Genomic DNA, 22,833 nt, shown 5'->3' on the forward strand with positions numbered 1-22,833 from the left:
ATCGAGGCCAAGTCCCAGGCGGATCAAAAGACCGGCCATGTGGAATCCCTGGCCAGGGTGATGGGGGACTTTGTCACGGGTATCGGTTTTGATCCGGAGCAGACTCTGGATGAAAATGCCCAGCGCTATCAGCAGGTCTACCGGGAATGGTATCTGCCGTTCATGGGGGATCGGGAATATATTCTTGAGAACTATCTGGTGAATTATGTCTTTATCCGGCTCTTTCCCTTGACTCAGAAGCGCCTGTTTGACAGCTATGCCATGATGGTGTTGAATTTTGCCCTGATCAAACTGTTGCTGATCGGGCGGGCGGGGGTCCGAAAAGCGGAGTTTGATGACAATGATGTGGTGATGGTGATCCAGAAGTTCGTCAAATCCGTGGAGCATAGTCAGGGTTTTGTGAACTGGGTATACCAGGAGATGGAAAAGCAGAACCTGCTGACAATGGCCCACATGGCAATCCTGATCAAGAATTGACGACTTCAGGTGTTAAACGTTACCGATGGCATCCACACATCTCGATGAAATCATGGCCACCGCCAAGGCGCTGGAGGCTCTTTCCCAACGGAATCTTGAGTTGGCTCAGGCAGGTGACTGGGAGGCTCTGATACCGCTTGAGTCGGAGCGGGAGGCGCTGGTTGCTCAGTTGAAGCTGGAGCGTCTGAGTGCCGAGGATGTGGAACAGGATGCAGTGATGGAGGTGTTATCAGCGCGGCTGACGCGGATTCAGTCCATGGATGAGGCGCTGGTGTCTCTGGTGACTCAGGCCAGGGATGCCTTGGGTCAGGAGTTGCGACAGGTGAAGAAGGGGGTCGCGGGGGCGCGCTTGTATGAGGATGTGAGGCAGGGGCAAGGCTAGCCGAGGATGAAACGTATCCCGCCCAGGATGAGGGCGGTCTGAGCTAGCAGGGCGCCCAGGGTCCATTTGATGATTTCCACTTTCTGATGGGCGATGTCCGCACGGATCAGGGCGAGTTCCTTTTGCATGTCGCTGCGGATCAGCGCAGTTTCCTTTTGCAGTTCGCCCCTTAGCTGCTCGATGCCCATGCGCAGGCTGGCTTCGATCTGCCTGGTTTCGCCTCTGAGTTTTTCAATGTCCCGTTGGGTTTCGCCTCGCAGCGTTTCAATTTCCTTGACCAGCCGCAGTTCGGTTTCCTTGAGGGAGGTGTTGGTGGCCAGGTCGTTGACGGCGGGGAAGCGGCGTTCCACGTGCTCGATGGCTTCCACAATGAGACGGGCCCGGGTCTTTTCGTCCGGGGCGCTGCTGATCTGTTCGTAGAGGTCGATCACGGAGGTCATGGTGGGATTATTGCATCACCGCGCCAGCCTCGCCAGATGCCGCTGATAGCGGCGCATGACCAGCAGGTGGGCCACGGCTTGGCTCCACAGGTACAGATACCAGGGCAGTGACGGCGCAAAGTCGTGAATGGCTGCCATGGTGTAGCGTCCGCCCAGGACGCTCTGAAATTCGAATCTCCCCCGTTGTGCCCCCTTTCTTGCCAGCAGGCCGCCGGTAATGCGGTGGATCTGTCGATCCTTGGTGCCGGCCTGGCTGTCCCGTTCCAGTTGTAGCAGCAGGTGTCCGCCGGGGCGTAGGTGGACCTGGTAGCCGGTATCTTCGTCGGTGTGCGGGTCTGTGAGGACCGCGGTCTTCACGAAGGGTCGGCAGCAGTCGCCCAGCCAGCGGAAGTAGTTGCCGGCCACCCAGGCGGCGTCCTGGCCGGGGGGCTGGATGATGCGCTGGATGGAGCGTACCCGGCTGGCTTGTCTGAGTTCGGCCCGGGTCTTTTTGTGAATGGGCTGCCGGGGGTTGGGCAGCAGGCGTTTGCGTCGGTGGTCCAGGGCGTCGTTCAGGGCCTGTTCGAAGGGGATGGCATTTTGGTCGATGAACCGTTGCAGGGGATTGTCCTTGAGCCGGGTGGCCCGTGGCAGACTTTCCATGACGGGGGCTACCAGGGCGGTGGGGGTGCCGGTGATCCAGCGGGCGCCTAGGGCGACGATCCGGCTGGGCAGCCAGGGCAGGGTGAGGAAGCGGCGTTTGAGACCCAGCAGCCTTGCCGTGGTCCGGAGCATGTCTTCGTAGCTGATGCAGTCGGGGCCGCCGAGGTCGTAGTGGCCTCGGAATTCCTCCGGTTTGCCCAGGGTGTGACGGATGGCCCGAATAAGGTCCGCAAGGGCGATGGGGCGGGTGCGGGTGCGGGCGTTGGGGGGCAGGGTGATGATGCCGATCCGGCGCACCAGTTCCACCATGAGTCGGCAGGCGGAGCCGCCGGGGCCGACCACGAGGCCGGCGCGCAGGATGGTGACGGGGACGCCGTGGGCGGTGAGGGCCAGTTCCACTTCCCGGCGGCTCCAGAGCAGGGTGGAGATACGGAAGGTGTCGGGCATGAGGCCGCTGACGAAGAGGATCTGTCTGACGCCGTTGGTGGCGGCGGCGCGGGCGAAGTTGTCGGCCAGGATGAGGTCCATGTCTCTGGGGGCGGCCTGGGTGAGGCGTGACGAGGGGGTCAGGGAGTGGACCAGGTAGACGGCGTAGTCGCAGTCCTTGAGGGCGTGGGTGAGTTCGGCCGGGTCGTAGAGATCGCAGTGCCGCCAGGTGATCCGGGTGTCGGGATCGGGGGTTTGGGCGCGGGCCTGGGATCGGGTGAGGGCGGTGACCGGGTAGTCCCGGGCCAGTTCACGGCACAGGGCGGTACCGATGAAGCCGCTGGCACCGGCGATGGTGATGCGGGGGGCGTGTTTCGTGTCCGGCAACATGATCCCTTCGCGGCGGGCAATGTCGTGAATGGGAAGCCGGATCAGATTGGGCGCGCTGATAAGAACATCCACCCCGCGCCCGTCCATTTGGCGGCTGATTCTGGCTGAGAGGGTGGCGGAGAGCCAGGCGGGATTGTCGGCCGGCTCGGTCAGTTCCACCAGCAGGTCCACATCCCCCCCTTTTTTGTGGTCATCCAGGCGTGACCCGAACAGGCGCACCGTGGCCTTCGGGCCTGTCAGTTCGGTGACGATCCGGCGGATGGCGGTTTGTTGGTCCGGGGTCAGACGCATGCGCCAAGATTACTACATTTGCGACACCTCCAGGTCCCGCAGACGCTGGGCGTCGCCGAGGGGGATGCCGGGGGTCTGAAGGTGGGGGCGCAGGGGGTTCCTGGGGCGGTAGTCATCCTTTTCCTTGAGGCGCTTGAGAACCATTTCCTGCAGGGCTTCGTGGCCGTGCAGGGTGGTCCCAAGCGGCCGGTAGTAACGGGACGAGACGCGCTGGTACATACCTTTCATGAACAGAGCGAAGGAATCGTGGGCGGGGGCCAGCAGGTTGTCGTCGGTGACGGGGGCGAGTTGGTTCTTGTCGATGCCCAGGCCGCATTCCATCATGCGCTCGGCCATCCAGTGCAGGGCCACGTCGGCAAGACGGGCATCCTGGTAGCCGCCGCCGATGTCGGCGTGGGCGCCGCTGAACCAGGCCTGTTCGATGCGCTGACTGGGTTTGTGTTTGGGGTCCCAGAGGGTGGCCTCGTAGTTGCTACGGTGCTCGTCCACGGCGATGGCGTGGAAGGCGTTGCGGACGATGCCGCTGAGTTCGGTGTCGTGAAACTGGTAGCGGCGGGCGTTGAACCAGTCGAATGAACGCAGGGGGACGCCCAGGGCGCCGACGGTGTCCCAGACGCCCAGGGCGTGGATATCCGGTTCCCTTGAAAATCGTTCGCGAAAGGCGATGGCACCGGGGGTGTCCGGGCCTTCGTCGCGGGTGCGGTAGAGTTCGTAGGCGGCATTGATTTCCCGGCGGCGATTGCGGTGGACAAGGCCGGCGTTGCGAATCATGCCGACCAGGCTGCGGGCGGAGTAGGCGCCCCGGCTGAAGCCGATGACGAAGATCTGATCGCCGTCTTCGTAGTGGTCCACCAGCGCCCGATAGCCTTGCTTGATGAGTCGGTCCAGGCCCACGCCGAAGGCGCCGCCGCTGATGCGGTTGTACCAGCGGGTGCCGACGCCGGGGACGTAGTGTTTGCGCTGAGGGATGCCCTGGTGGGTGGCGGGGATGGCTTCGTAAAGCTTGTAGACGTTGGTGTTGGCACCCTGTTCGATGTCGCCGCTGTCGTTGGGGGTGTTCCAGGTGCCGTCGAAGCAGATGATGATGTGTTTCATGTCGCCTCCCGGGTGGCGGCTGCAGGCCCTTTGGGGAGGATAGGTGATGGTGGGGGAGTTTGCTCAACGGGGGTGAGGGGAAAGGCCCGGCAGGGGATCAGCCCTGGGCGGGAACCTTGGCCGCCGCCTGTCGGATGATGTCCGGGCCGGCACCGGGGCGGTGGGCGTTTTCGCTCAGGTGACGGCGCCAGGCGCGGGCACCGGGGCGGGCCTGGAACAGGCCGAGAATGTGACGGGTCATGGCCTGCAGGGGGACACCTTCCGACAGACGCGCCTCCACATAGGGCAAAAACTGTTCGATGACTTCATGGGGGGATTGCGCCGGGGCCGATTCACCGTACAGTTCCGGGTCCACGCCGGCCAGGAGCCTGGGGTTGTGGTAGGCCTCTCGGCCCAGCATGACCCCGTCCACATGCGCCAGCTGCGTCCGGCAGTCTTCCAGACGGGCGAGGCCGCCGTTGATGATGATCTCCAGATGGGGAAAGGCCTGTTTGAGGCGGTGAACCCGGTCGTAACACAGGGGCGGGATTTCCCGGTTCTGTTTGGGGCTCAGACCCTGCAGCCAGGCCTTGCGGGCGTGGACGATGAAGCGGGTACAGCCGGCACCCGCAACCGTCTCCACAAACCGGTGAAGATGGGCTTCGCTGTCCAGGTGGTCGATACCGATGCGGTGCTTGACGGTGACGGGGATGTCCACCGCGGCCTGCATGGCGGCCACGCAGTCGGCCACGAGCGCCGGCTCGGCCATGAGGCAGGCACCGAAGCGCCCGGAACTCACCCGGTCCGAGGGGCAGCCCACGTTGAGGTTGATCTCGTCGTAACCCGCCTCGGCCCCCATGCGGGCGCAGGAGGCCAGGGCCTGGGGGTCCGAGCCCCCCAGTTGCAGGGCGATCGGGTGCTCCGCCGGATCAAAGCCCAGCAGGTAGTCCCGATCGCCGTGGAGCAGAGCGCCGGTGGTGACCATCTCCGTGTAGAGGAAGGCGCGGCGGGAGATAAGACGCAGGAAGTAGCGGCAATGCCGGTCAGTCCAGTCCATCATCGGCGCCACGCAGAAGCGGTGAAGCCCGTTTTTCCTTGCTCCGCAAATGCTTAGGTCTGATTCTGCGCTGTTTTTCGCTGCCTGTTCCTGCGTCATTTTTGCCTGTTTTCGGGGGGGCGTTGGTTCAGTGCTACAACCGGTGCTACAAAATCCGCCTTGTAGCAACTGGACTCGGGGTGGGGAGTGGCCACTATCGTAGCACGCAGGGGGAAAGGCGGAACGCGCTACATGGCGCAGATCCGCATCAAGCGGGGCGGCGTGTCGCACACGGAGTCTCGCACGCTATCATCCGCTCGGTGTGGGAAACCAGCAAATTACACGGTCAGAACCCCTTCGAAGTCCTGCGAGTGGCTGCGACAGCCTGAACAGCTACGTTTACGCAACCAAACGCTGCCCTGAGTGCGCCCCCCACCGGGATTGTGACTACCATGGGGCGGCTCCACCCTACGGGCACGCCGAGGGGGCGTGACGCCTCTGCACTGGCGGCAGGCCGCAACAAATTGCCGCCAAGCTGGTCTGTACATACAATCGCGGCATGATGATTGAGTACGATGCCGACAAGGATGCCGCCAACCGCGCCAAGCACGGCGTGTCACTGGCCGAGGCCAAGGCGCTGGAGTGGGATACGTTGCTGGCGATGGAGGATCGTCGCCGGGACTACGGCGAGCGCCGCATGATCGGCTATGCCCTGATGGGTGCTCGGCTGTTCTGCGTGGTGTTTGTCGATCGCGGTGAGGCACGCCGGATCATCAGCCTGAGAAAAGCCAACACCAGAGAGGTGAAGCGCTATGTTGCGAGCAGCTAAATCCGGTCGAAAGGTGTACGTGCCGACCGAGGCCGAAGACGCGGCCATTGCCGCCGGCGTGGCTCAGGACCCGGATACCTTTGAGCCGACCGATGCTGAGTTTGCCGCCATGCGAAGGGTGGCGCCGACCAAGGAACGCATCACCATTCGCTTGTCCCCCGATGTGGTGGCACGCTTTCGCGCCACCGGCCCCGGTTGGCAGACACGCATGGATGCCGCGTTGAAGGACTGGCTGCGGGATCACTCCCCTGAGCGCCTGGGCTAGTCGGGGGAGCGGATGGCGGTCTGCCAAATTGCGCCGCAGTGCTCCGCCTATGGCCGCGCAGCGGCTTAGGGGGTGGTGAAGCGGCGCATGGCGCGTAGCGCCATCACTCCGGTGCTTCCTGCTGTTCGATGTATTGCTTCAGGACCGAGAGCGGCGCACCGCCGACGCTGATGATGCAGTAGCTGCGAGACCAGAACACCGGCTTGTGCCAGTAGTAGCGCCGTATGTGTTCCCCGTACTCCTTGCGGATCAGTCGCGAGGTGACGGTCTTGAGATTATTCACGAACGCAGATGGCGCGGTGCGCGGCGTCAGCTCCAGGAGCAGATGCACATGATCCGGTTCGCCGTTGAACTCCAGAACCTCGCCTTCCCACCTTTTGGTGGTAGCACGGACGATTTCTTCCAGGCGAAAAAGCATTGGTCTCGTGATGCACTTGCGCCGGTACTTGGTGACGATAACCAAATGATACTGGAGCCGATATGTGCAATGGTAGAGCCGTTTTAGCGGTTTCGAGTCCATAATAACCAAGTATACTTTCAGCATGGTCCAGCGCAAGGTCACATATCGGCTTTACCCCACGGCGGCCCAGCTTGCCGCCTTGGAGCACCAACGCTGGGTCCACTGCCTGTTGTGGAACGAGGCGCTGGCCGAACGACGCCAGGCTTGGAGCGAGCGGCAGGAGTCGTTGGGCTTCTCGACCCAGTGCAAGCGGCTGACCGAGTGGCGCACCCAATCGAAGCTCCTGCGCGATATCAACGCCCAGTCCGAACAGGTCACCCTCAAGCGTCTGGATCTGGCGTTCCAGCACTTCTTTCGCCGTATCAAAAACGGCGAAACGCCCGGTTTTCCCCGCTTCAAGCCGCTGCACCGTTTCAAGGGTTGGGGCTATAAGACCCACGGTGACGGCTGGCGTCTGGTGACCAACGAGCGGATGAAACACGGGACACTGAGGCTCAGTGGAATCGGCAAGGTTGCCATCCGGGGCAAACCCCGCACCCCAGGCACGCCGAAGACCTGCGAGCTGTTTTGTCGCAACGGGCGCTGGTACGCATCGGTGACGCTGAACTGCGAGCCTGCGCGTCAACGCGGCGACACACTGGGCGGTCTGGATTGGGGGCTGGAAACCTTCGCCACCGTGGCCACGCCAGCAGGGACCGAGACCATCGATAACCCGCGCTACTTGGCTAGGACACTGGACGAAATCCGCCGGGTCCAGCGCGATATTTCCCGCAAGGAGGAGGCGGCCAAGAAAGCGTCCGGGAAGACGCGCCGTTTTCCCGTTTCCAACCGTCTCCAGAGGGCATACGAGCATTTGCGTCGCCTCCACCGCAAGGTGGCGAACCAGCGCCACGATTTTCAGCATCAGACGACAGCGCGGCTTGTTGGGCAATTCGCTGTCCTGGGCCTGGAGGCACTGAACATCCGCACCATGACCGCTTCGGGCGGTCAGTACAACAAGGGCTTGAACCGCAGCATCCTCGATGCCGCTGGCGGGGCCTTCCATCAATTGCTCGGGTACAAAGCGGAAGAGGCTGGGACCTGGGCGATGGAGGCTCCGACGCGGCATCTCAAGCCCTCGCAGACCTGTCACGCCTGCGGGCGGCAGGAGAAGAAGTCGCTCGGCCAGCGGCGTCATGAGTGCCCCTGTGGCGCGTCCTGCTCGCGGGACGAAAACGCCGCTCGGATCTTGATGAACTGGGCCAAGCAGCAGTTATCCGGTCGGGAACCTGGCCGATGCGTGGAGGGCGGTAAGACCGAATCATCCCCGGATGATCCGGCACGCCCCGTGAAGCGCGAAACTCACGCCATAGCCTGAAAGGCTTGGCGGGAGTAGTTCATGATCCTTTCCTGCTGCATGTTGGCCTCGCGAAAATCCTTTAGATCCTCCGCGCCTGCTGGGCGGCGTTGCCGGTGTAGCCGCCGGGGGTGAGGGCCTTGAGCTGGTCCCTGGCCGCCTGGGGGATCTCCAGGGTATCGATGAAGGCGCGCAGGCGGGGGCCGTCCACCCGTTGACCGCGGGTGAGCTCCTTGAGCTTCTCGTAGGGCTTTTCCACCCCGTAGCGGCGCATGACGGTCTGGATGGGCTCGGCCAGGACTTCCCAGTTGGCCTCCAGGTCGGCATCCAGGCGGGCGGTGTCCACCTCCAGCTTGCTGATGCCCTTCCCGGCGGCCTGGTAGGCAATCACGGACCACGCGAAGCCCATGCCGATGTTGCGCAGCACGGTGGAATCGGTCAGGTCCCGCTGCCAGCGGGAGATGGGCAACTTGCCGGCCAGGTGCTCGAAGACCGCATTGGCCAGACCCAGGTTGCCCTCGGCATTCTCGAAGTCGATGGGATTGACCTTGTGGGGCATGGTGGAGGAGCCCACTTCGCCGGCGATCACCTTCTGCCGGAAGTAGCCCAGGGAGATGTAGCCCCAGACGTCGCGGGAGAAGTCGGTGAGGATGGTGTTGAAGCGGCACAGGCCGTGGAACAGTTCGGCCATGTAGTCATGGGGCTCGATCTGGATGGTGTAGGGGTTCATCTCCAGGCCCAGGCTGTCGATGAATTCCCGCGCCAGGGTTTCCCAGTCCACGTCCGGGTAGGCGCTCAGGTGGGCGTTGTAGTTGCCCACGGCACCGTTGATCTTGCCCAGCATGATCACGTTGGCCACCTGATTGCGGGTGGTCTTGAGGCGATGCACCACGTTGGCCATTTCCTTGCCCAGGGTGGTGGGGGAGGCGGGCTGGCCGTGGGTGCGGGAGAGCATGGGCTGATCGGCGTGCTTGTGGGCCAGATCACGAATGGCGTGAATGACCTCGTCCATCAGCGGCAGCATGGCCTGGCCCCGGGCCTCCTTGAGCATGAGGGCATAGGCCAGGTTGTTGATGTCCTCGGAGGTGCAGGCGAAGTGGAAAAACTCACTGATGGCGGCCAGTTCCGCGTTGCCGGTGACCTTTTCCTTGAGGAAGTACTCCACCGCCTTGACGTCGTGGTTGGTGGTCCGTTCGATGTTCTTGACCCGGCGGGCGTCTTCCTCTGAGAAGTTTTCCACGATGCCGTCCAGGATGTGACGGGCGTGCTCACCCAGGGGCGGCACTTCCGGGATGCCCGGATGGGCGGCCAGCGCCTTGAGCCATTCCACTTCGACCTGGACCCGGTGACGAATCAGGCCGAATTCGCTGAAGATCGGGCGCAGCATCTCGGTCTTGCTGCCGTAGCGGCCGTCCACGGGGGAGATGGCGGTGAGGGACGATGGCTCCATGGGGCGGGGTCTCCGGGCTGACTGAAAAAGGCGGGATTATACTACAGGATAGGTGATTCGCTCCGTTTGGGAGCGGAGTGTGCCGACTGCAAAGAGGAGGATGGACGATGGGTAACTCCGGGATGCGTGTGGAACATGACAGCATGGGACCGGTGGAGGTCCCGGCCAAGGCCCTGTACGGCGCTCAGACTCAACGCGCCGTGAATCATTTCCGGATCAGCGGCCGGCCGATGCCGGCCGCGTTTGTCCAGGCCTTGGGACATGTGAAGGCAGCCTGTGCTCAGGCCAACCGGGATCTGGGACTGCTGTCCGATGAGATGGCCGACGCCATTATCGTGGCCGCCGATGCCGTCTCACGAGGGGAACATGCCGAGCAGTTCCCGGTGGATGTATTTCAGACCGGCAGCGGCACCAGCTCCAACATGAATGCCAATGAGGTCATCGCCACGCTGGCATCCCGGCACCTGGGGACGCTCGTGCACCCCAATGACCACGTCAATCTCGGGCAGAGCTCCAACGATGTCATTCCGACCGCGCTGCATGTGGCCGCGGCCCTGGCACTGCGGCAGCGGCTGATTCCTGCGGTACTTGAGCTGGCAGAGTGCATCGACCGGCGTGCTGCGGACTTTTCCGGTCTGGTGAAGACCGGGCGTACCCATCTCATGGATGCCATGCCGGTGCGGCTGGATCAGGAACTGGGGGCCTGGGCTCAGCAGATGCGCTACGGGGCGGAGCGTTTGGAAGACGGCTTTCCCCGCCTGGTGGAGCTGGCCATCGGCGGGACCGCGGTGGGGACGGGGGTAAATGCCCATCCTGAACTGGGCGATCGTGTCGCCCGGATTCTGTCCCGCCGCACCGGGGTGGTGTTCGTGACCAAGCCGAGCCGGTTTGAGGGCTTGGCGGCCCAGGATACGGCGGTGGAGACCAGCGGGCAGCTCAAGACCCTGGCGGTGAGCCTGATGAAGATCTGCAACGATCTGCGCTGGATGAACTCGGGGCCGCTGGCCGGGTTGGGTGAAATCCGGCTGCCGGCTCTGCAGCCGGGGAGCAGCATCATGCCCGGCAAGGTGAATCCGGTGGTTCCGGAGGCGGTGGCGATGATCTGTGCCCGGGTGATGGGAAACGATGTCACGATCGGCATCGCCGGTCAGTCCGGAAACTTTCAGCTTAACGTGATGTTACCGCTGATTGCTCACGATCTTCTTGAGAGCATCGAACTGCTGTACCGCGGCGTCGTGCTGCTGCGTGAAAAGGCCGTGGAGGGCCTGATGGTGGATGAGTCGCGGCTCAGGGCGGCGCTGGAGCGCAATCCCATTCTGGTGACGGCGCTCAATCCGGTGATCGGTTATGAGCAAGGGGCGGCGATTGCCAAGCGGGCTTACGGGGAGGGCAGGCCCGTCCTGGCGGTGGCGCTGGAGATGACGGGTCTGGATGAGGCCACCTTGCGTCGATTGCTGGATCCCATGAGACTGACGGGTATTGCGGAGGAAGACAGTGGCAGGAAAACGTGACAAGAAGGAATGAAATCAGGAATACGCTTTAAGATATTGGCATAGATCATTGAATGGCAAGGGTTTGCTGAAGTAGTAGCCCTGGATGAATTCACAGTCGAGTTGCTTCAGGAAGGCCAGCTGTTCTTCATTTTCCACCCCTTCCGCCACGACTTCCAGGCCCAGCCCCTTGGCCATGGCGACGATGGCCGTGACGATGGCGGTATCGTCGCGATCATGGGGCGTGTCGCTGACGAAGGAACGGTCGATCTTGAGAGTATGGATAGGAAAATGCTTCAAGTTGTTGAGCGATGAGTATCCGGTGCCGAAATCATCCACTGCCAGACGAAAACCCAGCTGGTGAAGTTGCCGGAACATGTCCACGGCCACGTGGATGTCCTGCATGATGGTGCTTTCCGTCAGTTCCAGCTCAATGGCGCAGGGCGAGACATCATGCTCCTTGAGGATGGCGATGTATTTTTCCACCAGGTTGGCCTGCCGGAACTGGCGGGCCGACAGGTTGATGGCCATGCGGGGTGATTCGATGCCTGCATCCCGCAGTCGGTGTACATCCTCGCATACCCTTTTGAGCACCCACAGCCCCAGACCTTCGATGATGCCGGTGTCTTCGGCAATGGGGATGAAGCGGGCCGGGCTCTGCAGGCCCTTCTCCGGATGATGCCAGCGCACCAGCGCCTCCAGCGCTTCCACCCGGCCGGTCCTCAGCGATATCTGGGGCTGATAGTGGATGTCGAATTCGTCCCGGGCCAAGGCCTTGACCAGCTGGTTTTCCAGTACCAGGTGGCGGTAGGTCTGGGAATTGAGGTCCTGGGTATAGAACTGATACAGGTTGCGACCGCGTTGCTTGGCCTCATACATGGCCGCGTCGGCGTTCTTGACCAAGGTGTCCGTGTCATCGCCGTCGAAAGGATGGATGCTGATTCCCGCGCTACAGGTGATGAAGACCTGATGATCCATGACCTCGTGTTCGCGACTGATGCTTTCGATCAGTTGCTGGACAAAGCGGGCCACCAGGTCCAGCGAGGCCACGTTATCCAGGATGATGCCGAATTCATCACCGCCCAGGCGGGAGAGGGTCACGTTGGCCACGTCCAGGTGATAGCGCCGAGCCACTTCGGCGGAGAGAAGGGTGCTGCGCATCTCGCCGGCCAGACGGCGGATCAGCAGGTCTCCCGCACGGTGGCCCAGAGAATCATTCACCCGCTTGAAGTGATCCAGGTCCATGAGGATCACGGCAATATGGGCATCAGGTGCCCCCCGGCGCTGCATCAGCTGGCTCAGGCGGTCATTGAAGAGAACCCGGTTGGGCAGGCCCGTGAGGGTGTCATGGCTGTGCTGATGAATCAGTTCCCGCGATTGACGCTGGGTGATCTTGCGCAGGGTCTGATGTTGTTGCTCCCTGAGGGTATAGAGGGCGGCACTTTCCAGCGCATAGGCCGTGTTGAACAGAACGATGGAGAGCACCTTGAGGCCCGATTCGCCGATCCGTAGGTCCGTGCCGTGGATACGCCCGACAAACATGCCACGGATTCGGGTGCGGGTGGAGATGACGTGCAGGACCAGATGCGCGTCGGGGGTATGATGATCACCGGCGGAGAGACAGACCGGATGGTTCTGATTGATGGCCCAGGCAAATGTGCCTTCTTCGATCAGCCGCTCGACGGCGGCTTCCAGATCGGCATCCGTGCAGCCCGGCTGTCGGTAAGTGAGGTTGAAATTGGAGTCGTCGTCCACGGTGTAGTAGCCCGCATCTTCAAAAGGCAGGACGCGCTTGACGCAGTCATGCGCATATTTGAGGATGGTCTGGGTGTCCCGATTATGGCGATGGTCACCGAAGATCGAGGTCATCGAGGCCAGTACGTCCATGGCATAGTGATGCCAGTGATTGGCGGCCTCAAGATAAGCCACACGCCCACGCAGATAGTCGATTTCTGGCGGGTGAGGTGCGTCCTTTTTAGTCATTTTCATGCCATGAATACATCGACTACCTGCTGGTAGTGCATATCAGTGTATGTGATCACCTGTTCCAGCATGTTTTCGGGCAGTGCGATGCGAATCCAGGTTTCATCATTGATCGGGGGTACATAGCGTTCCCCACTGGTGCCCAGTCTCAGGGCATTGGCAATACTGTCGGCGACATGGACGACAGCGGTCTCGATGGGGTATTGGGAGGCCAGGCTAGGCGAGTGATGATGGCGCACCGGCTCCTCGAAGGCTCGCGGCAGGTTCCATGCCCGCAGTAGATCGCCGCCCAGTTCCGCATGGTCCACCCCCAGGACCTCCTGTTCCGCCTCAAACAGGAGGCATTGACGTTCGTCCCTGCGCGCCAGGATCCGGGCGGAGGGGGTGGTCAGGTGCATGAACATGAGCAGGCGTCCGATATCGTGGAGCAAGCCGGCTACGTAGAAACGTTCCACATTGGTTTCACGGCGGGCGCCGGCCAGGCTGCGTGCCAGAAGTGCAGTGACGATGCTGTGCCGCCAGAAGCTGTCCATGTCGACACCCGCTACGGGAAGATGGCTGAAATAGCGGATGATGGTGGCGGCCAGGACCAGATCGCGCAGTTGCTGGGTGCCGATGATGCTGATGGCACGGTCGATGCTGTTGATCCGGCTCGGAAAGTTGTAAAGGCTGCTGTTGGCGATGCGGAGCAGTTTGGCGGTCAGGGCACTGTCGGTCTCGATGGCCCGGCTCATGGCCTCGAAGGAACTGGTGGGGTCGTTGACTGCGGCTTCGACGCGATGAAAGACGCTCGGCAGGGTTCCCAGGTCCGGGTTGCCGGCGAGGATGTCGTCGATGGTGCCTCCTGTCATGGGCCGGCCTTGGCGTCAAGTTTCCTTGCGAGACGTGCCGTCGATACCTTGAACAGGGTATCCATGACGGGACTGGCAAGATCCGCGTGCATGAAGGCCGTTGCCATGATGCTTTTGGCCTGAGTCCATGATGTTTCGCTGATGTCGCTACTATCCCTGAGGGAGGGGGCGGTGGCCGATGACTCAGTGTGCATGAGCGGAACCTCCCTGTCTGTCCAGATGGCGACCTCGTTAACGCCCCAGGTCTTCAGGACGCGGATATGTTTGTCTCTAAGGGGTAAACCGGCGGACAGCAGCAGTCTGCCGCTGCGATCCCGCACATCCTCCGCCAGGACAGCGCCTGGCGTGGCCCTGTCCGCCGGGATGTTGATTTTGCCATCCATCCATCATGCCCCTGATTTTTCCAGACTAACTCAAGCGGGTCCATCTAGCTCACGCGGGTCCATCTGACGTCACTCCCGCGAAGGCGGGAGCCCAGTATTTTTACCATGCTACTGGATTCCCGCTTTCGCGGGAATGACTTATCGACCTGGTGCCCACGCTTCAGGATGCCAGTTGCCGGATGACGTAATGCAGAATCCCTCCGTGCCGGTAATATTCCCATTCCTTCGGCGTATCGATGCGCACCCGGGCCTTGAATTCGCGGCGGGCGCCGTCGTCCGACTCGGCGGTGACGGTGACTTCGGCGGGGGTGTCGTCCAGTGAGCTGATGCTGTAGCGCTCATGCCCCGACAGCGCCAGCGTGTCGACGCTCTCGCCGGGCAGGAACTGCAGGGGCAGGACCCCGAATCCGACCAGGTTGGAGCGGTGGATGCGTTCGAAACTCTCGGCGATCACCGTACGGATGCCCAGCAGTCGTGTCCCCTTGGCTGCCCAGTCTCGGGAAGAGCCGGTGCCGTATTCCTTGCCCGCCAGGACCATCAGCGGGATGTCCTTGTCCCGATAGCGCATGGCGGCGTCGTAGATGCTCATCTGCTCACCGTCGGGCAGATAATGGGTCCAGCCCCCTTCGGTACCCGGCGCGAGGCGATTGCGCAGGCGCACGTTGGCGAAGGTGCCGCGCATCATCACTTCATGGTTGCCCCGCCGCGAGCCATAGGAATTGAATTCCTTCGGCTCGATGCCGTGAGCCTGCAGGTACTGTCCGGCGGGGCTTTCCGGATGGATGCCGCCGGCGGGTGAGATATGGTCGGTGGTGATGGAATCCCCCACCATGACCAGACAGCGGGCATGTTGGATGACTTTTGGGGGCTCCGGTTCCAGGGTCATGCCTTCGAAGTAGGGCGGGTTCTTCACATAGGTGGATTCCGCCCAGTCGTAGAGTTCCGACTCGGTCACCTGGATCTGTTGCCAGTTGGCATCGCCCTTGAAGACGTCGGCGTATTTATCCCGGAACATGGCCGAGTTGATGCTGGTTCCCATAAGACCGGCAATCTCCGCCTGGCTGGGCCAGATGTCCTTCAGGTAGACGGGGCGTCCGTCGCCGTCCGTGCCCAACGGATCCTGGTACAGGTCCACGGCCATGGTGCCCGCCAGGGCATAGGCCACTACCAGGGGAGGGGAGGCCAGGTAGTTGGCGCGCACATCGGCATGGATGCGGCCTTCAAAGTTGCGATTGCCTGAGAGCACCGCGGCCACCATCAGATCCCCTTCGCGGATGGCATTGCCGATAGGCTCGGGCAGGGGACCGGCGTTGCCGATGCAGGTGGTGCAGCCAAAGCCCACTACAGAGAAGCCCAGGGCTTCCAGGGGCTGCAGGAGGCCCGCCTGTTGCAGGTAAGCCGGGACCACCTGGGAACCCGGGGCCAGGGAGGTCTTGACCCAGGGCTTGGGTTTGAGGCCTTTTTCGTGAGCCTTCTTTGCCAGCAGGCCGGCGGCCAGCAGGACCGCGGGGTTGGACGTATTGGTGCAGGAGGTGATGGCGGCGATCACCACGGCGCCATGGGTGAGCAGGTGCCGCTCGCCGTCCATCTCGTATTCCACCGCGCCGGTTTCGTGGCTGTCCTCCACCCCGGGGGCGGTATGGCCGCCTTCATCGGCGAAGCGGGCCTCTTCCCGATTCGCCGGGGTGGTGTGATGTGCCTTCAGATACTGGTCCAGGGTGTCCATGAAGCTGCGGCGGGACTGGTTTAGGGGGATGCGGTCCTGGGGGCGCCTGGGACCCGCCAGACTGGGAACGACACTGCCCAGATCCAGTGCCAGGATGTCGGAATAGTCGGCCTGTCGGGCACCGGTGTCGCGCCAGAGCCCCTGATGGCGGGCATAGGCTTCCACCAGGGCGATGTGCGACTCATCCCGGCCCGAGAGATGCAGATACTCAAGGGTCTCCCGGTCGATGGGGAAGATGCCGCAGGTGGCGCCGTATTCCGGGGCCATGTTGGCGATGGTGGCCCGATCCGCCAGGGGCAGATGGTCCAGGCCGTCGCCGAAGAATTCCACGAACTTGCCCACCACGCCGTGCTTTCTGAGTATCTGGGTGACGGTGAGCACCAGGTCGGTGGCGGTGGCGCCTTCCGGCAGTCGGCCGCTGAGTTTGAAGCCCACCACCTGAGGGATGAGCATGGAGATGGGCTGGCCCAGCATGGCGGCCTCGGCCTCGATCCCGCCCACGCCCCAGCCCAGCACGCCCAGTCCGTTGACCATGGTGGTGTGGGAGTCGGTGCCCACCAGGGTGTCGGGGTAGGCGTGGAGGGTGCCGTTGTCGTCCCGCACGAAGACGGTCGGGGCCAGGTATTCCAGGTTCACTTGATGGACGATACCGGTACCGGGGGGCACCACGCGGAAATTTTCGAAGGCCTTCTGCCCCCAGCGCAGGAACTGATAGCGTTCCTGGTTGCGGTGGTATTCCAGTTTAATGTTCAGATCCAGGGAGTTTTTTTGGCCGAAGTGGTCCACCATCACCGAATGATCAATGACCAGATCCACCGGGGCCAGGGGATTGATCCGTTTCGGATCCTTGCCCAGGGCCTTCATGGCATCACGCATCGCTGCCAGGTCCACCACGGCGGGGACGCCGGTGAAGTCCTGCAGCACCACTCGGGCCGGGGTGAAACTGATTTCCGCCGTCGGCTCGACCCTGGGGTCCCAGTCCAGCAGGGCCTGGATGTGCGCCCGGGTGATGTTGTTGCCGTCCTCGCAGCGCAGGAGGTTTTCCAGCAGGATCTTGAGGGAGAAGGGCAGACGATCCAGGTCGTGAGTTTTCCGGAGCAGGGCGAGGCTGTGGATGTGGTAGGCCTTGCCCTGGACGTCCAGGGTGTCCTCGGTGTTGAAGCTGTTGCTCATCGTGGCGGCTCCCTCTTTCTGTGGAACGGTGTGCTTGCCATGCTGTTCCTGGATTCCCGCCTGCGCGGGAATGACGATCTTCGTTAATACCCTGCTGTCCGTTTGTTGCTGGGTTCCCGCGTGCACAGGAACCACTGGATCTGATTGCCGTCACTCCCGCGAAAGCGGGAGTCCAGGATTGTCAGTCCGTCACTGGATTCCCGCCTGCGCGGGAATGAGTTATTCAGAAGTCCTTTGGTGAGTATGGCACAGCCTCGCACAAGGCATTTCTGGTCTGCCACCCTCCCGGTGGTTTAGAATGCTGCCGCGCAATAACCCTGTCTGTCAAAATAAAATATTGATCATAAGGGATATTTCTCCCTCCCCGGGCAGCCGGGGCGTTAAAGAGGATCACACACGTGCTTGAAGCCTATCGCCAACATGTCCAGGAACGTGCAGCGGAAGGGGTGGTGCCCAAACCCCTGGATGCGGAGATGACCGCCCAACTGGTGGAGCTGTTGAAGAACCCGCCCGCCGGTGAGGAAGACTTCCTGCTGGACCTCATCACCCATCGTGTACCCCCGGGCGTGGATGAGGCCGCCTATGTGAAGGCCGGTTTCCTGTCTGCCGTGGCCAAGGGTGAGGTCAGCTCTCCCTTGATCGACCGTACCCGCGCCGTGGAACTGCTGGGCACCATGCAGGGCGGCTATAACATCGCGACTTTGGTGGAGCTGCTGGATGACGCCGAACTGGTCGTGGCTGCCGCCAAGGAGCTCAAGCACACCCTGCTCATGTTCGATGCCTTCCACGATGTGGAAGAGCGGGCCAAGGCCGGCAACACCCACGCCCAGGCCGTGATGCAGTCCTGGGCCGATGCCGAGTGGTTCCTGAGCCGGCCGGCCGTGCCGGAAAAGATGACCGTGACCATTTTCAAGGTCCCGGGCGAGACCAACACCGACGACCTGTCCCCGGCCCCCGACGCCTGGAGCCGTCCGGACATCCCCCTGCATGCCAAGGCCATGTACAAGATGCCCCGTGAAGGCGTCACCGATGCCCAGGCTCAGATCGAGGTACTCAAGCAGAAGGGTCATCCGGTCGCCCTGGTGGGCGATGTGATGGGTACCGGCTCCTCCCGCAAGTCCGCCACCAACTCGGTGCTGTGGTACATCGGTGATGATATCCCCTATGTGCCCAACAAGCGATTCGGCGGCGTCTGCCTGGGCGGCAAGATCGCCCCCATCTTCTTCAACACCATGGAAGATGCCGGCGCTCTGCCCATCGAACTGGACGTCAACGGCCTTGAGATGGGTGACGTGGTGGACATTTACCCCCACGCCGGCAAGGTCTGCCGCCACGGCAGCGATACCGTGATCACCACCTTCGAACTGCGCTCCCCGGTGATGCTGGACGAGGTCCGCGCCGGCGGTCGCATCCCCCTGATCATCGGTCGCGGCCTGACCGATCGTGCCCGCCAGGCCCTGAACCTGCCGGCCTCCGACGTGTTCAAGCGGCCCCAGGCCCCGGTGGACAGCGGCAAGGGCTTCACCCTGGCCCAGAAGATGGTGGGCAAGGCCTGCGGCGTAACCGGTATCCGCCCCGGCACCTACTGCGAGCCGCGCATGACCACCGTGGGTTCCCAGGACACCACCGGCCCCATGACCCGCGACGAACTCAAGGATCTGGCCTGCCTGGGCTTCCAGGCCGATCTGGTGATGCAGTCCTTCTGCCACACCGCCGCCTATCCCAAGCCGGTGGACGTGCAGACCCACCACACCTTGCCGGACTTCATCATGAACCGGGGCGGTGTCTCCCTGCGTCCGGGTGACGGCATCATCCACTCTTGGCTGAACCGCATGCTGCTGCCCGACACCGTGGGCACCGGCGGTGACTCGCACACCCGCTTCCCCATCGGCATCTCCTTCCCGGCCGGCTCCGGTCTGGTGGCTTTTGCCGCCGCCACCGGCGTGATGCCCCTGGATATGCCCGAGTCGGTCCTGGTGCGCTTCAAAGGTGAGCGTCAGTCCGGCATCACCCTGCGGGATCTGGTTCACGCCATCCCCTATGCGGCCATCCAGCAGGGTCTGCTGACGGTGGAGAAAAAGGGCAAGAAGAATATCTTCTCCGGCCGCATCCTGGAGATCGAAGGTCTGGACGACCTCACCGTGGAACAGGCGTTCGAGCTGTCCGATGCCTCTGCCGAGCGTTCCGCCGGTGGCTGCACCATCGCCCTGTCGGAAGATCGGGTGGCCGAATACCTGCGCTCGAATATCACCATGCTGCGCTGGATGATCGCCAACGGTTACGGCGATGCCCGGACCCTGGAGCGTCGCGCCAAGGCCATGGAAGAGTGGCTGGCCAATCCCCGCCTGATGCGGGCCGACGCGGATGCCGAGTACGCGGCGGTGATCGAGATCGATCTTAGTCAGATCAAGGAGCCCATCCTCTGTGCTCCCAATGATCCGGACGACGCCCGTCTGCTGTCGGAAGTGGCCGGCGGCAAGATTGACGAGGTGTTCATCGGCTCCTGCATGACCAACATCGGTCACTTCCGCGCCGCCGGCAAGCTGCTGGAGACGTTCCAGGGCCAGATGCCCACCCGTCTGTGGCTGTCGCCGCCTACCCGCATGGATCAGCGCCAGCTGACGGAGGAGGGCTACTACGGCATCTATGGTCGTGCCGGCGCCCGCACCGAGATGCCCGGCTGTTCCCTGTGCATGGGCAATCAGGCCCGGGTGGCCCCCGGTGCCAAGGTGGTGTCCACCTCCACCCGCAACTTCCCCAACCGTCTGGGGGACGGGGCCGATGTGTTCCTGGCCTCCGCGGAGCTGGCGGCGGTGGCGGCTGTGATGGGGCGCCTGCCCACGGTGGATGAGTACATGGGGCATGTGGCCGGCCTGAATACCATGGCGGCCGAGGTCTACCGTTACCTCAACTTTGATCAGTTGCCGGAGTATGAGGAAGCGGCCCGGAAGGTAATTCCGGTGGTGGCGGCGTAGGGTTTTTGCCCTCTCACCCCTTACCCCAGCCCCTCTCCCCTTGTGGGAGAGGGGCTTTTTGTCGAGGTGCTCCCTTCTCCCTTAAAGAGGAGAAGGGCAGGGGATGAGGGGTATGGCAGGTATGAACACATAGGCTCAGGAGGCCTCTGCGGTCTCCTCAAGCATGAATCGCGCCTCAGCCAGCATGGCGTTGCGCCCGAAGATCAGTTTCCATCTCGATCCCCCTGCCTGACGCCACAGGACTGCTGCGCGGATGCCCGCCAGGAGCAGGGCGCGGATGCGTGCCGCATTGTGCGGGTTGGCCAGGTGGTTCTGCTCCCCCTGCACGACGATCCGAGGCCCCAGCTCACTGATGGTGTTCTGATAGGTCTGGCCCAGGCGGGACATGATGTTCTCGTGCAGGATGCCGAAGGATTCGCTTTGATGGGCGGCCACTTCGATCCCGTCCCGTAGCGTCTTGATCATGTCCGGCTGCTTCATCAGCTTGCGCTCCAGATAGAACAGGCTGATGACATACCGGGAGATCTCGCCGTCCACCTGCTGGGAGCCCGACTGAACCTGCTCCAGCAGGGTCCGCAACCCCCGACGCAGGTTCGCCGCGCCGCCGTAAATATCGTCGATGGCCTTGGCCTCGAAGGCAAACAGGCTGCTGATCATGGTCTGCAGTTGATCGGCATCGCACTGACCACGCCAGGCGACATCCTTAACCAGTGCGGCGGACTGGAAGAGGGCGGCCAGGGCCAGGGTTCGATTGCGGTGTGAAGCTTCCACGGGTCGTTTTCCGTTTGCGTGACTGGTTTGATTCGGGGGTAACTATAACCCGATTGGATGCGGTCGGGCGTCCGTATCCTTACGGGCGATGATGCCACCACCCAGACATTCGGTCCCTTGATAGAACACCACCGACTGCCCCGGCGCCACCGCGCGCTGCCGGTGATGGAAGCGCACATTGAGCGCGCCGGGTTGATCCGGCATCGGTTCCACCATGCAGTCCTGGTGGGCCTGCCGGTAGCGGATCTTGGCCTGGCAGTGCAGGGGCATTTTCGGCGCATTGCCGGCGATCCAGTGCACGTCCGTGGCCACCAGGCCACCGGCGTGCAGGGCGGGATGATCGTGTCCTTGGGCCACGATCAGGCGGTTGCCGGTCATGTCCTTGTCCACCACATACCAGGGGTTTTCCGCGGCGCCGTGGACGCCACCGATGCCCAGTCCCTGGCGCTGTCCCGGGGTGTAGTACATGAGTCCCTGGTGCTCGCCCAGTGTTTGTCCCTCGGTGCTGACGATGGGGCCGGGTTGGGCCGGCAGGTAGCGCTTGAGAAAGTCCCGGAAACGCCGTTCACCGATGAAGCAGATGCCGGTGCTGTCCTTCTTGGCGTGGTTCACAAACCCGGCCCCGGTGGCGATCTCACGCACCCGGGTCTTTTCCAGTTCACCCAGGGGGAAGAGGGTGCGGGACAGGGCCGGCTGGCCAAGGGCATGCAGGAAATAGGACTGGTCCTTGTTGGTATCCGATCCCTGCAACAGGCGAAAGCGTCCGTCCAGTTCATCCACCCGGGCGTAATGGCCGGTGGCGATGAGGTCGGCACCCTTGTCCAGGGCATAGTCCAGGAAGGCGCGGAACTTGATCTCCCGGTTACAGAGAATGTCCGGATTAGGCGTGCGGCCCAGACGGTATTCCTCCAGAAAATGGGCGAACACCCGGTCCCAGTACTCCTTGGCAAAATTCACCTTGTGCAGGGGGATTTCTAACTCGACGCACACGGCCTTGGCATCTGCCAGGTCGGTGGCGGCGGAACAGTAGCCGGGTTCGTCGTCATCTTCCCAGTTCTTCATGAACAGACCTTCCACCCGGTAACCCTGTTCCATCAGCAGGAGGGCGGAGACGGATGAGTCCACGCCGCCGGACATGCCGACGATGACGCGTTTGGCGCGGGATGGGGTCATGGCATGTCCACCAGCAGGTCCAGGGGATAGCGGCGATCGTTCAGGTAATCATCAATGCAGCGCAGCACCAGCGGGGTGCGCAGTTTGTCGGGATGGGCCGCCAGTGCATCACGATCGATCCAGTGGGTGTCGAGGATGTCCGGATCCCGCACCTGGCCGGGTATCGGTTCCGAGATGTCGCCGGTGACGGCCACGCGGATGAAGGTGAGCCCCGTGGGCGCATGCTTCCAGCGGTAGATGCCCACCAGGGCGCGGGGGGTGAGACGACGGCCGGTTTCTTCCAGGGTCTCCCGGATGGCGGCGGCGATCAGGTCCTCGTCCTCTTCCAGGTGCCCGGCGGGCTGGTTGTAGACGCTGCGGCCTTGTTCCAGTTCCTCCACCAGCAGAAAGCGGCCATTCCGTTCGACGACGGCAGCGACGGTGACGCGTGGGGTCCAGACCATGTTTAAGGGGTTCCTCAGGGATGATGTAGGTATTCTGAGACCGTCATTTCTGCCACGGTCGTTATTCCCGCCACGGTCGTCATTCCCGCGAAGGCGGGAATCCAGCGGACCGACCACCTTGGGCTCCCGCTTTCGCGGGAGTGACGGCAGGTTATTTTAGCGGGAGTGGCGACAAGGTGCTTTCGATGATCGTCATTCCCGCGAAGGCGGGAATCCAGTCGCGGACCGACCACCCTGGGCTCCCGCTTTCGTGGGAGTGACGGCAGGTTATTCCAGCGGGAGTGGCGGCAGGGTGCTTTCGCCCGTCCTGTGGTCCAACCCGAGGCCGTGTATAATCCCACCAAAATCCTTTACAACAACTTCAATA

General features: G+C 62.6%; 20 protein-coding genes. 7 read left to right on the forward strand and 13 right to left on the reverse strand.

The window, feature by feature from the left end:
* Together LQ952_RS06655 and LQ952_RS06660 are read left to right on the forward strand one after the other, a co-directional pair.
* A partial coding sequence (locus LQ952_RS06655; protein ID WP_238621875.1) for a hypothetical protein occupies positions 1–477 on the forward strand: 477 nt, incomplete at its 5' end.
* A gap of 25 nt (positions 478–502) precedes the next feature.
* The gene (locus LQ952_RS06660; protein ID WP_238621876.1) at positions 503–859 is read left to right on the forward strand and encodes a flagellar protein FliT; all 357 of its coding nucleotides are present in this window, start codon (positions 503–505) and stop codon (positions 857–859) included.
* On the opposite strand, the gene LQ952_RS06665 is transcribed toward LQ952_RS06660, so the two are convergent.
* From LQ952_RS06665 to dusA, 4 genes are all read right to left on the reverse strand, one after another.
* Entirely contained in the window at positions 856–1,299 is a 444-nt protein-coding gene (locus LQ952_RS06665) for a DUF1640 domain-containing protein (protein WP_238621877.1), read from the reverse strand. The genes LQ952_RS06660 and LQ952_RS06665 overlap by 4 nt on opposite strands.
* A 15-nt stretch (positions 1,300–1,314) precedes the next feature.
* Positions 1,315–3,048 (reverse strand): NAD(P)H-binding protein, encoded by a 1,734-nt coding sequence (locus tag LQ952_RS06670; RefSeq protein WP_238621878.1) that lies wholly within the window; start codon positions 3,046–3,048, stop codon positions 1,315–1,317.
* 12 nt (positions 3,049–3,060) lie between these two features.
* On the reverse strand, positions 3,061–4,143 hold the full coding sequence (locus tag LQ952_RS06675) for a T6SS phospholipase effector Tle1-like catalytic domain-containing protein (protein ID WP_238621879.1): 1,083 nt from the start codon (positions 4,141–4,143) through the stop codon (positions 3,061–3,063).
* Positions 4,144–4,240: 97 nt separating this feature from the next.
* Positions 4,241–5,278, reverse strand: a complete 1,038-nt coding sequence (dusA, locus tag LQ952_RS06680; RefSeq protein ID WP_430733758.1) for a tRNA dihydrouridine(20/20a) synthase DusA — start codon at positions 5,276–5,278, stop codon at positions 4,241–4,243.
* Between the two features lie 439 nt (positions 5,279–5,717).
* Between dusA and LQ952_RS06685 the strand changes: the two genes are divergently transcribed.
* Both LQ952_RS06685 and LQ952_RS06690 read left to right on the forward strand, forming a co-directional pair.
* Complete coding sequence (locus LQ952_RS06685; RefSeq protein ID WP_200176555.1) at positions 5,718–5,987, forward strand: BrnT family toxin; 270 nt, start codon at positions 5,718–5,720, stop codon at positions 5,985–5,987.
* Complete coding sequence (locus LQ952_RS06690) at positions 5,971–6,252, forward strand: BrnA antitoxin family protein (protein WP_200176556.1); 282 nt, start codon at positions 5,971–5,973, stop codon at positions 6,250–6,252. The genes LQ952_RS06685 and LQ952_RS06690 overlap by 17 nt, the downstream gene beginning before the upstream one ends.
* Positions 6,253–6,355: 103 nt before the next feature.
* On the opposite strand, the gene tnpA is transcribed toward LQ952_RS06690, so the two are convergent.
* On the reverse strand, positions 6,356–6,796 hold the full coding sequence (tnpA, locus tag LQ952_RS06695; protein WP_347402056.1) for an IS200/IS605 family transposase: 441 nt from the start codon (positions 6,794–6,796) through the stop codon (positions 6,356–6,358).
* Between tnpA and LQ952_RS06700 the strand changes: the two genes are divergently transcribed.
* Positions 6,795–8,069 carry an RNA-guided endonuclease InsQ/TnpB family protein gene (locus LQ952_RS06700; protein WP_238621881.1) on the forward strand — a complete coding sequence of 425 codons (1,275 nt, stop codon included), beginning with the start codon at positions 6,795–6,797 and terminating at the stop codon, positions 8,067–8,069. The genes tnpA and LQ952_RS06700 overlap by 2 nt on opposite strands.
* A 61-nt stretch (positions 8,070–8,130) precedes the next feature.
* On the opposite strand, the gene purB is transcribed toward LQ952_RS06700, so the two are convergent.
* Positions 8,131–9,498, reverse strand: a complete 1,368-nt coding sequence (gene purB, locus LQ952_RS06705; RefSeq protein WP_238621882.1) for an adenylosuccinate lyase — start codon at positions 9,496–9,498, stop codon at positions 8,131–8,133.
* A 107-nt stretch (positions 9,499–9,605) separates the two neighbouring features.
* Here purB and LQ952_RS06710 point away from each other — a divergent pair, with 107 nt between their 5' ends.
* Positions 9,606–11,009, forward strand: coding sequence for a class II fumarate hydratase (locus tag LQ952_RS06710; protein ID WP_238621883.1), 1,404 nt, complete (start codon positions 9,606–9,608; stop codon positions 11,007–11,009).
* 15 nt (positions 11,010–11,024) lie between these two features.
* Here the strand turns inward: LQ952_RS06710 and LQ952_RS06715 are convergent, their stop codons facing one another.
* The 4 genes from LQ952_RS06715 to acnA all read right to left on the reverse strand — a co-directional run bounded on the left by LQ952_RS06715 (position 11,025) and on the right by acnA (position 17,104).
* On the reverse strand, positions 11,025–12,971 hold the full coding sequence (locus LQ952_RS06715; protein ID WP_238621884.1) for a putative bifunctional diguanylate cyclase/phosphodiesterase: 1,947 nt from the start codon (positions 12,969–12,971) through the stop codon (positions 11,025–11,027).
* Positions 12,972–12,973: 2 nt separating this feature from the next.
* Complete coding sequence (locus LQ952_RS06720; protein WP_238621885.1) at positions 12,974–13,822, reverse strand: HDOD domain-containing protein; 849 nt, start codon at positions 13,820–13,822, stop codon at positions 12,974–12,976.
* Positions 13,819–14,205 carry a hypothetical protein gene (locus LQ952_RS06725; protein ID WP_238621886.1) on the reverse strand — a complete coding sequence of 129 codons (387 nt, stop codon included), beginning with the start codon at positions 14,203–14,205 and terminating at the stop codon, positions 13,819–13,821. Before LQ952_RS06725 ends, LQ952_RS06720 begins: the two co-directional genes overlap by 4 nt.
* 160 nt (positions 14,206–14,365) lie before the next feature.
* Entirely contained in the window at positions 14,366–17,104 is a 2,739-nt protein-coding gene (gene acnA / locus LQ952_RS06730) for an aconitate hydratase AcnA (protein WP_238621887.1), read from the reverse strand.
* Between the two features lie 398 nt (positions 17,105–17,502).
* Between acnA and acnB the strand changes: the two genes are divergently transcribed.
* Complete coding sequence (gene acnB / locus LQ952_RS06735) at positions 17,503–20,079, forward strand: bifunctional aconitate hydratase 2/2-methylisocitrate dehydratase (RefSeq protein WP_238621888.1); 2,577 nt, start codon at positions 17,503–17,505, stop codon at positions 20,077–20,079.
* A gap of 135 nt (positions 20,080–20,214) precedes the next feature.
* Here the strand turns inward: acnB and hflD are convergent, their stop codons facing one another.
* From hflD to LQ952_RS06750, 3 genes are read right to left on the reverse strand one after another with little or no spacing between them, the layout of a single operon-like run.
* Complete coding sequence (hflD, locus tag LQ952_RS06740; RefSeq protein WP_238621889.1) at positions 20,215–20,850, reverse strand: high frequency lysogenization protein HflD; 636 nt, start codon at positions 20,848–20,850, stop codon at positions 20,215–20,217.
* 42 nt (positions 20,851–20,892) lie between these two features.
* Positions 20,893–22,023, reverse strand: a complete 1,131-nt coding sequence (gene mnmA / locus LQ952_RS06745; RefSeq protein ID WP_238621890.1) for a tRNA 2-thiouridine(34) synthase MnmA — start codon at positions 22,021–22,023, stop codon at positions 20,893–20,895.
* A complete protein-coding gene (locus tag LQ952_RS06750) occupies positions 22,020–22,466 on the reverse strand; it encodes an NUDIX hydrolase (RefSeq protein ID WP_238621891.1) in 447 nt (148 codons plus the stop codon). Before LQ952_RS06750 ends, mnmA begins: the two co-directional genes overlap by 4 nt.
* Between the last annotated feature and the right edge of the window lie 367 nt (positions 22,467–22,833).

The organism is Ectothiorhodospira lacustris, assembly GCF_022227785.1.
Classification (GTDB): domain Bacteria; phylum Pseudomonadota; class Gammaproteobacteria; order Ectothiorhodospirales; family Ectothiorhodospiraceae; genus Ectothiorhodospira; species Ectothiorhodospira lacustris.